The 15246-nt window shown below is 40.6% G+C and carries 11 protein-coding genes; 1 reads left to right on the top strand and 10 read right to left on the bottom strand.

The genetic code is table 11. The annotated features are described in order from the left end of the window. Nucleotides 1-232 precede the first annotated feature (232 nt). Nucleotides 233-1876, top strand: coding sequence for a phosphoglycerate dehydrogenase (gene serA, locus V7659_RS02370; RefSeq protein ID WP_335537867.1), 1644 nt, complete (start codon nt 233-235; stop codon nt 1874-1876). A gap of 46 nt (nt 1877-1922) precedes the next feature. Here the strand turns inward: serA and V7659_RS02365 are convergent, their stop codons facing one another. From V7659_RS02365 to V7659_RS02320, 10 genes are all read right to left on the bottom strand, one after another. Further along, a complete protein-coding gene (locus V7659_RS02365; protein WP_335537866.1) occupies nt 1923-3047 on the bottom strand; it encodes an HAD family hydrolase in 1125 nt (374 codons plus the stop codon). A gap of 278 nt (nt 3048-3325) precedes the next feature. Continuing rightward, nucleotides 3326-4747 carry an NAD-dependent succinate-semialdehyde dehydrogenase gene (locus V7659_RS02360; RefSeq protein WP_335537889.1) on the bottom strand — a complete coding sequence of 474 codons (1422 nt, stop codon included), beginning with the start codon at nt 4745-4747 and terminating at the stop codon, nt 3326-3328. A 35-nt stretch (nt 4748-4782) separates the two neighbouring features. Then, nucleotides 4783-6156, bottom strand: a complete 1374-nt coding sequence (gene gabT, locus V7659_RS02355) for a 4-aminobutyrate--2-oxoglutarate transaminase (RefSeq protein WP_335537864.1) — start codon at nt 6154-6156, stop codon at nt 4783-4785. Nucleotides 6157-6184: 28 nt separating this feature from the next. Further along, nucleotides 6185-7558, bottom strand: coding sequence for a putrescine aminotransferase (locus tag V7659_RS02350; protein WP_335537862.1), 1374 nt, complete (start codon nt 7556-7558; stop codon nt 6185-6187). Nucleotides 7559-7582: 24 nt separating this feature from the next. Then, nucleotides 7583-9055, bottom strand: coding sequence for an aldehyde dehydrogenase family protein (locus V7659_RS02345; protein ID WP_335537887.1), 1473 nt, complete (start codon nt 9053-9055; stop codon nt 7583-7585). 236 nt (nt 9056-9291) lie between these two features. Next, nucleotides 9292-11415, bottom strand: coding sequence for a sigma 54-interacting transcriptional regulator (locus V7659_RS02340; RefSeq protein WP_335537861.1), 2124 nt, complete (start codon nt 11413-11415; stop codon nt 9292-9294). 116 nt (nt 11416-11531) lie between these two features. Further along, nucleotides 11532-11780 (bottom strand): hypothetical protein, encoded by a 249-nt coding sequence (locus V7659_RS02335; RefSeq protein ID WP_335537859.1) that lies wholly within the window; start codon nt 11778-11780, stop codon nt 11532-11534. 21 nt (nt 11781-11801) lie between these two features. Further along, the gene (locus V7659_RS02330; RefSeq protein ID WP_335537857.1) at nt 11802-12092 is read right to left on the bottom strand and encodes an SAV0927 family protein; all 291 of its coding nucleotides are present in this window, start codon (nt 12090-12092) and stop codon (nt 11802-11804) included. A 31-nt stretch (nt 12093-12123) separates the two neighbouring features. Continuing rightward, a complete protein-coding gene (locus V7659_RS02325; protein WP_335537856.1) occupies nt 12124-13410 on the bottom strand; it encodes a Glu/Leu/Phe/Val family dehydrogenase in 1287 nt (428 codons plus the stop codon). Nucleotides 13411-13604: 194 nt separating this feature from the next. After that, entirely contained in the window at nt 13605-14966 is a 1362-nt protein-coding gene (locus V7659_RS02320; RefSeq protein WP_335537855.1) for an APC family permease, read from the bottom strand. Nucleotides 14967-15246 lie beyond the last annotated feature (280 nt).

The raw sequence follows: 15246 nt of genomic DNA, 5'->3' as shown, positions 1-15246 counted from the left end.
CCTTTACAATCCTTAAGGTTTGGTTGTAAAATAATCCCTATATTTGGTTTATTTTTGAATATTCAATCAATTGTATTTTTCTATAAATGACAAGTGATGACGAAGACGACATAAAGAATATGGCTCAGCAAACGAGGGTGGCACCACTATTTATACACGTCCCTCATAACAAGACAAATCAGTCTGTTATGAGGGGCGTTTTTTATTAGAAAATTAAAGGAGGATTACAAACATGTATAAGGTACTTGTAACCGATGGAATTAGCAACACAGGATTGAAATGTTTAATTGAACACCCTAATTTTACTGTGGATCGCCAGCCAACACTACCGACGAAGGACTTAAAAATTATAATTGGAGAATACGACGCCCTGATTGTCCGGAGCCAAACAAAAGTAAGTGAAGAACTGCTCAAAGCAGCCGGCCGTCTCCGTGTGATTGCTAGAGCAGGTGTCGGTGTCGATAATATTGATGTGAATGCGGCAACGAAAAAAGGGATCATTGTCATCAATGCCCCGGGCGCCAATACCATTGCAGCAACGGAGCATACCTTAGCGATGATGCTATCATTGGCGCGGAAAATTCCCCAAGCCCACCAAAAGACAGTATCAGGGCAATGGGACCGTAACTCTTTTAAGGGTGTCGAATTATACAAAAAAACTCTTGGCGTGATTGGTATGGGTAAAATCGGAACAGAAGTGGCGAAACGCGCAAAAAGCTTTGGGATGAACATTTTAGGATTTGATCCATACCTGACCGAAGAACGAGCAAAAAAACTTGGAATGACGAAAGCAAGCCTCGATGTAATTGCGCAAGAATCAGATTTTATTACCATTCATACTCCTCTAACCAATGACACAAGAGGACTGATTAATGATGCGTATTTACGAAAAACAAAAAAAGGCGTCCGATTTGTCAATTGTGCCCGCGGTGGTGTGATTGACGAAAAGTCATTAGTTAGAGCCATTCAGTCCGGCCATGTTGCAGGTGCTGCACTTGACGTGTTTGAAAAAGAGCCTGTTTCCGACCCTGAATTATTGCAAAATCCAAATATCATTGTAACACCACATCTCGGGGCTTCTACGGTAGAAGCACAGGAAAAAGTAGCCCAAGAGGTCAGCGCGGAAATCATTGAGATTTTCGAATCACAGTCGATTCAAAACGCTGTTAATATGCCGCAAATGTCAGGCGAAACCCAAGCGAAACTACAGCCGTACCTACTTCTTGGGGACCAAATGGGGCAGCTCGTTATTCAATTATTAAATAAGCAGGCTCCAGCTAAAATAGAAATCAATTATTATGGCGATTTAATTGATGAGGATACGGAATTGTTGACTCGTACCATGTTAAAAGGTGTCTTGTCCTATCATTTAAGCGATTCTGTTAATCTAATTAATGCTTTGCACTTACTGAAGGAGCAAGGAGTTTCGTATAATGTCGTTAAAAATGCAACGAATAAAGGATTTGCTAATTATATGGAACTTAGTGTCTCCAATGTTATTGAAACAGCAAAAATTGGGGCAACCGTCTTAAATGGATATGGAGCGAGAATTCTAAAAATCAACCAATACCGAATTGATGTTAAACCAGAAAAGTTCCTATTATATATCAAACATCGAGATGTTCCAGGTATGATTGGCAAGGTAGGTTCACTCTTAGGAGACCATCAAATCAATATTGGCACGATGCAGGTTGGTCGTACGGAAGTAGGCGGTGAAGCAATCATGGTATTAACTGTGGATAAAACATTAAATGCCAACGTCATTCATGTCTTAAAATTAATTGATGGACTAGAAGAAGCACAAGTACTGGAGTTATCGAACGTGGATACATTTGAACCAGGCCGTCTGGAATTAGAGAAGATAAAAAATATCTAGGGAAGAAATGAGGGATTGCGCTGAGGCAATCCCTTTTCTATTTTTTTCATAATATACCTTTCAAATCGAGCACCGTATCAAGAATGTAGTCTGCTTTATGTTTTTCAAAGTCACTTCTCGCATCTTTTCCTGAAAGGCCGGTTAGAACGGCTGCAAACTGACAGCCAAGTTTTCTTGCTGCTAATAAATCCGCCAAAGAGTCTCCTACAACTAAAACCATCTCAGCATCTTCAAGCGGTAATCTCGTATTTAAACACTCTTGAATTGGTGTCTCCTTCCCAAGCAGCCCCATAATATATGTAAATGGATGCGGCTTCGATAGTGATATTCGTTCTGGAAGCTCCAATTCCGCCTTTAACACATCATCAGCAGTTACGATCCGATTTTCATAAAAATGCTTCAGCCAATCTAAATGCTGAAATGGCTGAATAGTTTCAAGTTCGGGCCTGCCTGTCCCGATACCAATCATGTATCCTGCTGAATTGAGGAATTGGAATAACTCGTCAATTTCCTGCCTAGGGGCTAATGTTGTTTCATTTGCCAAGAAGCCCTTTTTCCCATGTTGTACAGATGGCCTTCCAGTCGAAGCGAGGACATGATCATCCCCCACATACCACTCTTGGGAAACATGCTCACAAACGGACCAAAGCTCACCCTTGTTAAAAATCGAAGTTTCTACCCCCATTTTCTCTGAGGCTAACTCATTCAAATAACTAAACAACTCCTGCTTCGTTGCCTCTGAGCGTGCAAACTCCTGCACAAACAAACTGAAATCTAGTTTTACATGGTAATTACTTAACACCTTGCCCATCTCAACTAGGGTTTCACGATTGATTGGTGCCTGACACCAGGTATTAATTTTCTCCAATTCAGTATCTTTGATTTGCGAGAGCAGATGGATTAGCTGGTGGCAGAAAGAAAGGTAGATCATGTCCCAGTTGGCGTTTAGACCGCGTGATTTCATAAATTTTAGAACTTTATCGTTTTCAAATACTAAATCTCTTATTTCCTGGATTTCCTCATCATTATAATCCGTTTTAAACTGCATAGGTTCGAGCCCCAAGTAATTAGGGCTGATCAGCATTTCCCAAACGGTTAAAGCAGAAGCATCAAAATAATGTTCCTCGCTTAATAGTACCCCATCAACGTCAAATAAAATGCTTTTAATCAAACTCCCCACCCTCATTTCCTCATACTTTATTACGTTATCGTAACACAGTAGGATAAACAATTTGAAGTAAATTATTTAATAAAAGAACTAATTGTCTGCTGTTCATACACTTATTAAAGTGTTATAAATACATGCTTCCATAGATAGTATCTTATCCATTTTAAATACACATTAAAAAGAACAAGCCATTTACGTAGGTTTCCTACTACATGGCTTGTTCTTTTAATAATTAACCTTCACTGGCTTTTAGTCACGGTATCTGGATGAAAAAAGGTCTGCTATATATCCAAACCTATCGATATATATTTTACTTCTAAAAACTCTTCAATGCCGTAGTGTCCACCTTCACGGCCAAGACCGCTCTCCTTAAAGCCCCCGAATGGCGCTTGAACGACTGAAGGCAGGGCATCGTTTAGGCCAATGATACCGTACTCTAGCTGTTCCGTTATTCTAAAGGAACGGCTTAAATTTTCTGTATACACATAGGCAGCTAATCCGTAACAAGAATTGTTGGCCCGTTCAATAACTTCTTCTTCGGTTTTAAAAGTGGAAATCGGAGCGAGTGGGCCAAATATTTCATCCTGCATACATTCCATTTCATCATTGATATTAGTTAAAATCGTCGGGGCATAGAAAAAGCCGTTTTCCCCATCAGGTTTGAGCCCGCTATAACTGACTTTCCCACCCTTCTCAACTGCATCCCTGACCAGTCCTTCAACTTTTTTATAAGCAGCCTGGTCAATTAATGGGCCGATATCTGTTCCCTCTTCCAGCCCGTTACCGACTTTTAGCTTTTCTAATTCTGTTTGAAAAAGTTTAATAAATTGGTCCGCTACCCCTTCTTGCACATATACCCGATTCGTACAGATACAGGTTTGCCCAGCGTTGCGAAATTTCGATTGCACGAGGCCTTCAGCTGCTTTTGCTAAATTTGCATCATCCATCACGATAAATGGGGCATTCCCACCAAGTTCGAGGGAAACCTTTTTGACAGTATCAGCGGCACCACGCATCAATGTTTTCCCAACTTCAGTTGAACCTGTAAACGTAATTTTTGTAACTCGTGGATCCTTTAGCCACACTTTACCTATTTCTGATGACCTTCCAGTTATTACGTTCAAAACCCCGGCTGGAATGCCGGCTTCATGGGCAAGCTCAGCCATTTTTAATGCTGTTAGCGGTGTTTGGTTAGCGGGCTTTACAACGGCTGTACAGCCTGCTGCAAGTGCTGGTGCTACTTTTCTCGTAATCATTGCTGCAGGAAAGTTCCAAGGTGTAATCGCTGCGATCACACCGACTGGCTCTTTTCTAACGAGGATTCTTTTATTGGGATGCGATGCCGGTATCGTTTCACCATAGATCCGTTTCCCCTCTTCGGCATACCAAGAGATGAAGCCATTTGCATACTGAACTTCCCCTAGCGCTTCTTTGAGTGGTTTCCCCTGCTCCATAGTCATGATCCGAGCAATTTCATGCTTGTTTTCCTCAATTAAGTAAAACCATTTCATCAAGAGTTTATACCGCTCATCCGCCGTTTTCTTTGACCAAATTTTAAAGGCATTATGGGCAGCATCAACCGCTTTTTCTGCTTCATAAGCGCCTCCTGTTGGCACAGCCCCGATCACTTGCTTTGTTGCTGGATTGATAATTTCAGTTAAAACCCCATAATCATTGCCGACCCATTCTCCATTAAGATACATGGGAAAGATTTGATAATTTTGCTTTAATATATCCATCATTTTTCCCCTCCAACCGATAGGGCAGGATCATTTTGATATACTGCTTCTATTGCTTCTTCAAGAATTTGTAAGCCTTCCTCCAGTTGATCATCTGTGATGGTAATTGGCATGAGAAGGCGAATCACATTGCTATAAATCCCAGCACTAAGTAACATCAGGCCACGTTCCCCAGCAGCTTTTACAATTTTTCCAGTCGCTTCTTTATCCGGTGTTTTTGATTGTCGGTCCTTGACCATTTCCATCGCACACATCGCACCTAGACCGCGTACATCACCAATCCCCTCGAAACGCTCGGCAAGAAGGTGCATCTTTTCAAGCACTCGATCGCCTATTTTTCTTGCCCGGTCATTAAGTTGTTCGTTTTCAATAATATCTAATACTGTCAGTGCTGCCCTACATCCGAGCGGACTTCCCGCATAGGTTCCACCGAGTTCGCCAACCCCGGCAGCATTCATAATTTCCGCCCTGCCAATCACACCACTAATAGGAACTCCAGCCCCCATTGATTTCGAAATCGTAATTAAATCAGGAACCACTCCAAAATGATCAATCGCAAAGTACTTACCTGTCCGTGCGAACCCGGTTTGAATTTCATCGGCTATAAACAAGATGCCATACTGTGTGCAGATTTCTCTGACCCGTTGAACAAAGGCGATGTCAGGCACGATAAAACCGCCTTCTCCCTGCACAGGTTCCATCACGACAGCAGCAATCGTTTCGGGTGCAACTTCTGCTAGTAAAAACTGTTCAAATTGGTCAATAATCATAGCAGTATATTGCTGTTCATCCATTCCTTCAGGTCGGTGGTACGCATATGGGTATGGCGCCTTGTAAACCTCTGGAGCAAATGGTCCAAAGCCGAACTTATATGGCTTCACTTTACTTGTCATCGTCATGGTCATTAACGTCCGGCCATGGAACCCCCTTGTGAATGAAACGATTCCCTGGCGCTTTGTATATTTCCTGGCAATCTTTACGGCGTTCTCAACCGCTTCTGCACCACTGTTAAAAAAAGCAGCCTGCTTGTCAAATTCACCCGGAGCAATCTGGCAAAGCCGCTCGGCTAAGGTGATATACGATTCATACATCATCACATTAAAACCGGTGTGGATAAATTGACTTGCTTGTTCCTGAAGGGCTCTAACTACTCTAGGATGAGAGTGGCCAACATTTATCGTTCCAATAGCACCAGCAAAATCAATATAACAATTACCGTCCACATCTTCTACCAGAGCTCCTTGTGCCTTTTTAACAAAGGAATGGCAGTTATTGCTGATTCCCTTTGGGACATATTTATTTCTTCGCTCTAAAATTTCCCTCGATTTCGGTCCGGGTATCTCTGTTTGGAGCTTGACATATTTCTTTTCCACCTCTATGTTCCCCCTTTTAAAAAAATCGTTAAGCTTCTATATGCTCTAAGACGGCCTTGAAGGTGCTAACCACTTTATCTACCTCTTCATAGCTTATGGTCAAAGCCGGTTCGATACGAATTGTTTTTGAATTAATTAATGTCCCGGCTACAAGAATTCCTCTGTCAAACATTCCTTTTGAGACCTCGTAACCAATTTCATCTTGATGGAATTCAATGCCAATCATTAAGCCCTGACCACGGATCTCCTGAACCTTATCTTCGTGGCCTTTTGCTGCCTTTTTCAGTTCTGCAAGGAAATAGGCGCCCACTTCCGCTGCTCTCTCTGGTAACTTCTCTTCAATTAAAACCCCAATTGTCGCAATCGCTGCTGCACATGCTAGCGGATTACCGCCAAAGGTCGTTGTATGCATAAACGGATTATCAAACCAGCTCTTGAAGACTTTTTCAGTAGCTACAACGGCACCAGCTGGCATCACGCCGCCGCCAAATGCTTTTGCTAAACAGATAATATCTGGAACAACTTCATACAGTTCTGCAGCAAACATTTTCCCCGTTCGGCCCATTCCTGTTTGTACTTCATCAAATATGAGCAAAGAGCCGTATTGATCACAAAGCTCACGGACTTGCTTTAAATAGTTTTCCGGCGGAAGAATAATACCGCCTTCACCTTGAATCGGCTCTAATAGAACAGCAGCGACATCTTCACCAACAGAAGCGCAGACCTCAAAGGTTTTTCTCATCATATCAATATCGCCAAAAGGCACATGACGGAACCCTGGGATTAACGGTAAGAAAGGTTTACGAAACATCCCTTTCGCCGTACCTGACAACGAGCCTAAACTTTTCCCATGGAACGCACGAGTGGTCGAGATAAATGTTGTCCGCTCGCTGTACATTTTCGCCAGTTTCAGGGATGCTTCAACACTTTCTGTCCCGCTGTTTGTAAAAAAGGCATACTTTAAATCGCCTGGAGTGATTTCGCCTAAAATTTTTGCTAACATCGCACGAAGTGGATCCAGCAAATCCTGACTATGAAGCGCCTGACGTTTTAATTGGTCAGTTACCGCTTTAACCACCTTCGGATTGCGATGACCTACATTATAGATTCCAAATCCGCCAAGACAATCGATATATTCTTTCCCATTGACATCCTTAAAGCATGATCCATTATCAGACCATTCCACTGCTGCAAATTGGCCGCCTTCAGTAACTGTTTTGCGGTATTCTAGGAATCCCGGATTTACGTGTTCACGAAAGCCGTCAACCGTTTCTTTAGTAATCCAAGCCGCTTCCACTTCATTAATTTCCTCTTTTTCTATTAAGCTTAAAACCTTATTAATATATTCACTTACATTTTGATTTTGATCACTTTTTAATTCATTTCTTAAATCGATGCTCATAATTTTATTCCTCCTATTAATTGATTAATTAGAAAACCAGCCAATTGGTTCAACCTGCAAATTAATATTTATCTGTTTTATTTCTTGAAATTCTTCAAGTCCAAATGTACCAAGACTACGGCCAATTCCGCTTTGCTTATAGCCGCCCCAAGGTGCTTCGTTATAGGTAGGATGATAGGAATTTACCCAAGTAATCCCTGCACGCAGCTTCTTAATGACCCGCAGTCCCTTTGCACCATTATTGGTAAACACACCACCTGCTAACCCATAAACCGTGCCATTTGCAAGTTTAATAGCTTCTGCTTCGTCCTTGAACTTCTGAATGACTACAACAGGACCGAAGATTTCCTCCTGAACAATTCTCATTTCTTGGGTTACGTTGACAAAAACGGTCGGTTCCACAAAATAACCATTTCCTAATCCGTTAGCGACAATCCGCTTTCCACCGCAAGCAACTGTCGCACCTTCCTCTTTACCTATTTCAATGTAGGAAAGAACTTTTTCTAAGTGCTCCTGACTGACAAGCGGACCCATTTCTGTTGCAGGATCATCACCAGGTCCTACTTGAATTTGCTTTGCCCGTTCAACAAAGCGCTGGACGAATTGATCATAGATGCTTTCTTCAACAAGGATCCTTGAACCAGCTGAACATACTTGACCAGAACCTGAATAGATACCAAATAACGCATAATCAACTGCTGTTTCAAAGTCAGCATCAGCAAAAATGATATTCGGCGATTTACCGCCTAGCTCTAATGAAACTTTCTTCATCGTGTCGGCTGCTGTTTTCATAATATGCTTACCTGTTTTCGTACCGCCGGTAAACGAAATCATATCGACCTCAGGGTGGGAAGCGATTTCATTTCCAACAACTGCCCCAGCTCCCATCACCAGATTGGCAACTCCTTTTGGCAAACCAACCTCTTCAAAAATTTCGAAAAGCTTTTTCGGTGTAATGGGCGTCACTTCGGACGGTTTAAAGACAATTGTATTTCCTGCAGCTAGGGCAGGGGCAATTTTCCACACACTCATTAACAGTGGATAGTTCCAAGGAACAATCAATCCGCATACCCCAACCGGTTCACGGACAACCATAGCCTGCATGGGATCAGCAACATGATAGGTCTGCCCATCAGGCTTTGTAATCAATCCTGCATAATAGCGGAAGCAGGCGGCTGCGTCACCGACATCGAAGCCTGCTTCTCTTAATGGTTTCCCATTATCCATCGTTTCCAGAAGTGTCAACTCATCGGCATATTCATCAATTTTGTCAGCAATCTTTAATAAATAGGAGGCTCTTTCCTGTGCAGAAATCCCAGACCAAACTCCTTCTTCGAAAGCTCTCCGTGCTGCATAAATGGCCGCACGGGCATCAGCGCTTGTTCCTTCTGGCGCATATGTTATAACCTCACCACTTGCAGGATTAATTACTGGGCGTGTTTCTTGATTTTCGGAATCTTTCCATTCACCATCAATAAACATCTTCAGGTTTACCACTCGTTTTTTTACCTCGACCATTTAAATTCCTCCTTTATTCACCCTCACTAACTATATATGCAAGAAGCGTGCCAACGAATAAAACCTAGCAAAATAATTATCTTTCAAGAAATTCGAATGCATACTATTCAAATTTGCATAACCCTATGATTTATTGAATAGGAGAAAATATTAAGCCCATATTAGCGGTTAATTAAAAAAAGCTGCTTCAGATCATTAGACCTGAAGCAGCTCATTTAAAAGGGAGATAGGTTTTCCATTTTTATATTTTTCTCAGTTACTATTTTTTGATACTTTCTACTAACAGAAGACTGGCTGATTCCTAGGGCTTTTGCGGCTTTTGTTGTCGTTTTGTATTGGTTCATTGCCATCACAATTAACTGTTCCTCGACATGATCGATAGCCTCCTGTAATGGAATGACCCTTGTAATGACCGGCTTCATCTTTTTATGTTCAAAGCCCATGGATAAAAATTGGCTGACAAACTCCGCATTAATCGACGGATGTTCGGCAGTGACTACTAATCTTTCAATAATGTTTTGAAGTTCCCTGACATTACCCGGCCACGGATAAAACTCTAGTACATTAATAGCATCAGGGGTTAGATGATAATTCCGATCATACCTCTCATTCAATTGCTGGAGGAAATGAAAGGCAAGCAGCGAAATATCCTCTGTCCGTTCCCTTAAGGGCGGGATGTGTATCGGTATGACATTCAAGCGATAAAACAAATCCTCGCGGAATGTCCCTTCCTCTACCATTTTTTCTAATGTTTTATTCGTAGCCGCAATAATCTGCACATTCACCTTAATTGGGGTAGTACTGCCAATCGGAATAACTTCCTGCTCCTGAAGAACACGTAATAGTTTCACCTGCAAATGGATTGGCATCTCACCGATTTCATCTAGAAATAAAATACCGCCATCTGCTTGTTTAAAGTAGCCTTCTTTTCCATTTTTATCAGCACCGGTAAAAGACCCCTTCGCATAACCAAATAGTTCACTTTCGAGTAAATTTTCCGGAATTGCCCCGCAATTTAATTTAAGAAAAGGCTTCGCCTGGCGCCTGCCTAATTGATGGATTGCTTGAGCAATTACTTCTTTTCCGACCCCAGATTCTCCGTTCAGAAGCACTGTGGAGGAAAAATCAGCAATTTTCTTGGCCTGATTAATAACCTTCTCCATTTTCGGACTACAATAAATGAGCTTTTTCAAAAAACGGTCCTTACTTTTAAAATCATCTAATTCCTTCTTATATTGTTCGGATATCTTTTTCATTTCCTGCAGTTCACTTTTTAGTCGTGTGGTTTCGGTAATATCGCGTGATGCAATGATAATCCGGTCAAGCTCATTTTGATCATTAAAGACAGGATTTCCGACGGCAAGAATTTTTCTCCCAGCTTTGGTTTCTTGAACAACAGAGACCTTTTTGCCTTTCTCCAAAACAAGTCTTGTGACCGAAGGTGTAAACAGCCCCTGATCTTCAAGTTCGAGAATATTCTTTCCAATCAGTTCTTTTAAATCAACTTTCCAGAAATCTTGGATAATATTTTCACTGAACCTGATTAGCTCTCCTTTGTTATTCACCACGAGAATTTCATCATAGATACTAGACAAAATCGCATGCAGGTCCTTATTTAAATCTTTAATATACTCAATTTCCATGGCCATTTCTTCCACCATAGGCAAATCCTGAGCAACGATAATGATGCCCTCGACTTCATTCTCATAGTTTATTATAGGGCTATAATCGACGAGAATCCCGATTTCATTCTTGATGACCAAATGATTAAGAAGCGTCTTACCGGTGGAAAATACCTGATCAAGATGGGTATGACTAAAAATTTCTTCGGCAGAAAGATTCATTATCTTTTCTGCTGTCGACCTAATCATCTTTAAACCGGCTTCATTATAATTAATAATTCGTTTTTCTTTATCCAATACAAAAATGCCCATCGGAATCGAGGTTAAAATAATTTTAAGTAAGTCGACACTTTTATTTTCCTGTTTAAAAAGCTCTGCTAGAACATCTTCTCTACTAATGTAACCAGCTGGAAACCCATCCACACCTCTAATAATCGCAAAGGGTTCGCCAATAATTTGGAACAACGCAGGTAAAGAGATTTGTTCACTAAGATGGCAGATGCTATCTAGAGATTTCGCTTGTTCAAGTAATGCTTCAATCGAAGCATGTTCTTTTTTATTGTTTTCAAGCATTACATATGCAAATAAATGATTTTGTCTTCTAAAAAACAAAAAGGGTTCTTTAAGGTTATTTAAGGTTAATTGAAAAACTGCTTCACTTTCATTCACGTCCACTGAAATAATTGGTTTTACTTTTTCTTTAGCAACAGAAAACATCGTTTACTTCCCCCTTAACACCTTATCTATCTAATACTATCACTTTATTTGCAATATTTTAAATTAAATTTCACACAAAAAAGAAGATGAGCGACCCATCTTCTTTTTTTTAGTCATTAATCACTACCTGTAACAAATAAATCTTCTTTTATATAAGCGAGAACCATCCCGGGAATAACATGATCTCCTTCCTGTACCTCGAGCGATTCTACTTCACCACTTAAACATGTCTGAATCGTTTCCTCTTTTCCTGATTCTGAAGTAATGATAAATAGGGTTTCCCACTCATAAATTCTCGACTCACTCTTAATAGAGATCCTTTTCACCTTACCATAACATGGGCTAAGAACAACACCATAATACATGGAATCTCTCTCCTTTTTCGTTTAATACTGCTCCTGAAAAGGTCGTGTCTGTAATACTTGACTAAAAAATTCTTGAAATTCTTGGATATCCTCCGCTTCGATTCCCAGTCTTTCTGCCCATAGATAGTCTGAATAGGTGTCTTCTTGACAAAGTAAAACCATTTTCCCTGACTGAATCGAAGTGACCATCGCTTTCCCAAAAAATTGCTCTGAATAGCCAATCATCAAGTCGTAGCGGTGGTTATGTGAAATTAAACAAAAGTAATGTAACAGCTGCTGTTCTTTTTGTTCGGCTATTATATCCAGCTTCATAAAAACATCCTCCTTTTTTCTGTTTCATTTCTTAATATTTCAACCAGCCACGAAGCCTGGAAGCTTCTGCTAGCTTTTGAATTCCTTCAATATAAGCAGCAATTTTCATATTTACACCAAATCTTTTAGAGGTATGGTAAACCTTTAAAAAGCTTTCTGTCATTTTCTCCTTGAGCCGTTCATCAACTATTTCCTCGGTCCAGTAATAGCCTTGATTGTTCTGACACCATTCAAAATAAGAGACAATGACGCCGCCGGAATTGGCAAGAATATCAGGGACAACAAGGATCTGGCGATCATCTAGAATTTTTAGCGCTTCTTTTGTGGTAGGTCCATTGGCAGCTTCAATGATTATGTTACAGTTAAGCTTACTGGCATTATACTTATTGATCACTCCTGAGATTGCAGCGGGGATGAGGATATCACATTCCTTTTCTAATAAATCCTGGTTAGAAATGGAGCTATTAAAGCGATTAGAAACAATACCAAATGAATCTCTATTTTCCAGAAGATATGGTATATCTAGTCCCTTCTCATCATATACACCGCCAAGCATGTCTCCGATACCAATTACTTTTGCGCCAATCTCATATAAATACTGGGCAAGATAACTGCCGACATTACCGAAACCTTGAATGATGACACGCGTATCTTTTAACTGCATTTTCTTTAATTCACAGACCATTTGCAGCGTATATAAAACACCTTTTGATGTCGCTGTTTCCCTTCCCTTCGATCCCCCGAGTGCAAGTGGCTTTCCGGTGATAAAGCCGGGGGAATCGAATTCACGAATATGGTCGTATTCATCGAGCATCCATGCCATAATTTGCGAATTTGTATACATATCAGGTGCAGGAATATCCTTTGTGGGACCGACAAGTTGACTAACCGCCCTAACGTAGCCACGACTCAACCTTTCCAATTCATCTAAACTCATTTTTCGAGGATCGCAGATGATTCCTCCTTTAGCACCACCATAGGGAAGGTCGGTTATACCGCACTTTAAGCTCATCCATCCGGCCAATGCCTTTACCTCATCAGGCGTGACGTCTGGATGAAAACGGATACCTCCTTTAGTCGGACCTGAGGCATCATTATGCTGAGCACGGTACCCTTGGAATATTTCTGTCTGTCCATTGTCCATTCGAACAGGGATGCTTACTTCTAAAAACCTCATTGGCTTCTTTAGAAATTCGAATACTTGGGGTGGGTAATTCAGGATGTTCGCTGCTTCTTTTAATGTTTCTTGAAACTCAATAAGGGAATTATCCTGTTCTATTCCTTTCATATTCTTCATGTCTAGAGTTTCGACTGCCATACTAACACCTCATTTTTTTTTGTTACTTAAGGTTAAAGCAAGTTTCGTGCCAACTTAGCAATAGCGGTCTTAATAGGTAACCTAGTAAAAAAAGGAAAAATTCCTATGAAGAAATGAGTCAATTATTCAATTCTGCATACTAACTCTTTTGAACAGTAAAAAAGCCAAGCGATATCGCCTGGCTCAAGTAATTTTTATAAGGAAGAGGTTTTCTCCGCATCATCGATATTTAAATCCGCTATTTTGATTTGGAAAAATTTTGTTTGGTAAAGCATATACACTAAACCAATAACGATCCATACAATCCCGCCAATGAGAGCATCAAATTGTAAGTTCGCCCACAATATTCCTGTTAATCCTGCTCCAATGACCGGCATAATGAGATAGGAGAAAATATCTTTCGCTGTTTTATATCTCTTCTGGCGAAAAATGAAATGAGCGATGACCGATAGGTTAACAAATGTAAAAGCAACTAATGCGCCGAAGTTTATAAATGAAGAAATGAGCTCTAAACTTGGAGCAATCGCAAGTAATGAGACGGCCCCAACCAGGATGACATTTAAAACCGGTGTCCGGAATTTGGGATGAACATACCCAAAAGCCTTTTTAGGCAAAACACCATTTCGTCCCATAACGTACAAAAGCCTTGATACACTTGCATGGGAGGCAAGTCCGGAAGCTACAGTTGCTGCAAAAGCACCGGAAAGGAAAACCAGTTTAAAAATGGTTCCACCCACAAACAACCCAATTTCAGGCAGTGTATCATCGGTTACCTTGAAGCCCGTAATATCTGGAAATAGAGCTTGGGCGAAATAACTACAGATGAAGAAAATGGCTCCGCCAATAAAGACCGTTAACATAATCGCTCTCGGCATCGTTTTTTTATCGATAGCTTCTTCTGCATACATGGTTACTGCATCAAAACCAATGAAGGAGAAACAAACTACCGTTGCTCCAGTCAAAATGGCTCCGAGGTGAATATCAGAATGGAAGAGAGGTGCAGTGGTGAAAATGGTTCCTTGTCCCATTCCTTTGGAGAGCTGGACAAAGGCAAGAACAATAAATGCCGCAATTAAAACCACTTCAAAAATGACAAGCAGGGAATTTAAACTCGATGTTTTCCCCATACTCCAAGCATTAATGGCCGTGACGATAGCAACATATGCAACAACCCAAATCCATGCTGGCACCTCTGGAAATACTGAAACCATATAAATACGAATAATCAATGCATTAACCATAGGAAGCAATATATAATCAAGCAACGCTGCCCAGCCGACTAAGAATCCAAGATGCGGACTGATGGTCTCTCGTGTATACGTATAAGCCGACCCCGCACTTGGAAACACTCTGACCATTTTCCCATAACTAATTGCGGTAAATGCCATAACCACTAGTGCTGCGAGGTATGCGAGTGGGACGACCCCATTCGTTTCTTCAGAGACAATTCCAAATGTATCAAACACGATCGTTGGTGTCATATAGCCCAATCCAAGCATAACGATTGCCCATAGCCCAAGTGAACGCTTAAGAGTAGTATTCTCCAATTTAACCATCTCTCCTTTTATATCCGGCTATTTGTTTATTAGTAAGAATTTGTAAGCACTTTCATTTTGTTTTAGCAATGAAAAACTTAAATTTTAAAAAAACACTCCAATAATTGTAGATCGGCTCCTCCTTCCATTCTACCTACTAATCTAACTGTTTAAAATAGTTGCAATTTTCATGCCAATCATCTTTCTTTTTAAATCTTATCTTTAATCAAAATTTTTTATGAAAAAATGCATAACCTACTCAGGTTTGAATACTTTTAAAATAAGGTGTCTTGTCCTTAAT

This window comes from Neobacillus drentensis, assembly GCF_036966985.1.
Lineage (GTDB): Bacteria > Bacillota > Bacilli > Bacillales > Cytobacillaceae > Neobacillus > Neobacillus drentensis_E.
Note: the sequence above shows the minus strand (reverse complement) of the source record. Positions and strands in the feature narration are given on the sequence as shown.

Bases quoted from the DNA above. Each gene is read 5' to 3' on its own strand.
- serA (WP_335537867.1), top strand. From the start codon at position 233: ATGTATAAGGTACTTGTAACCGATGGAATTAGCAACACAGGATTGAAA.
- V7659_RS02360 (WP_335537889.1), bottom strand. From the start codon at position 4,747: ATGTATCTTAATGGAGAATGGGTCGGCAATGATTATGGGGTTTTAACT.
- V7659_RS02350 (WP_335537862.1), bottom strand. From the start codon at position 7,558: ATGAGCATCGATTTAAGAAATGAATTAAAAAGTGATCAAAATCAAAAT.
- V7659_RS02340 (WP_335537861.1), bottom strand. From the start codon at position 11,415: ATGTTTTCTGTTGCTAAAGAAAAAGTAAAACCAATTATTTCAGTGGAC.
- V7659_RS02335 (WP_335537859.1), bottom strand. From the start codon at position 11,780: ATGTATTATGGTGTTGTTCTTAGCCCATGTTATGGTAAGGTGAAAAGG.
- V7659_RS02330 (WP_335537857.1), bottom strand. From the start codon at position 12,092: ATGAAGCTGGATATAATAGCCGAACAAAAAGAACAGCAGCTGTTACAT.
- V7659_RS02325 (WP_335537856.1), bottom strand. From the start codon at position 13,410: ATGGCAGTCGAAACTCTAGACATGAAGAATATGAAAGGAATAGAACAG.
- V7659_RS02320 (WP_335537855.1), bottom strand. From the start codon at position 14,966: ATGGTTAAATTGGAGAATACTACTCTTAAGCGTTCACTTGGGCTATGG.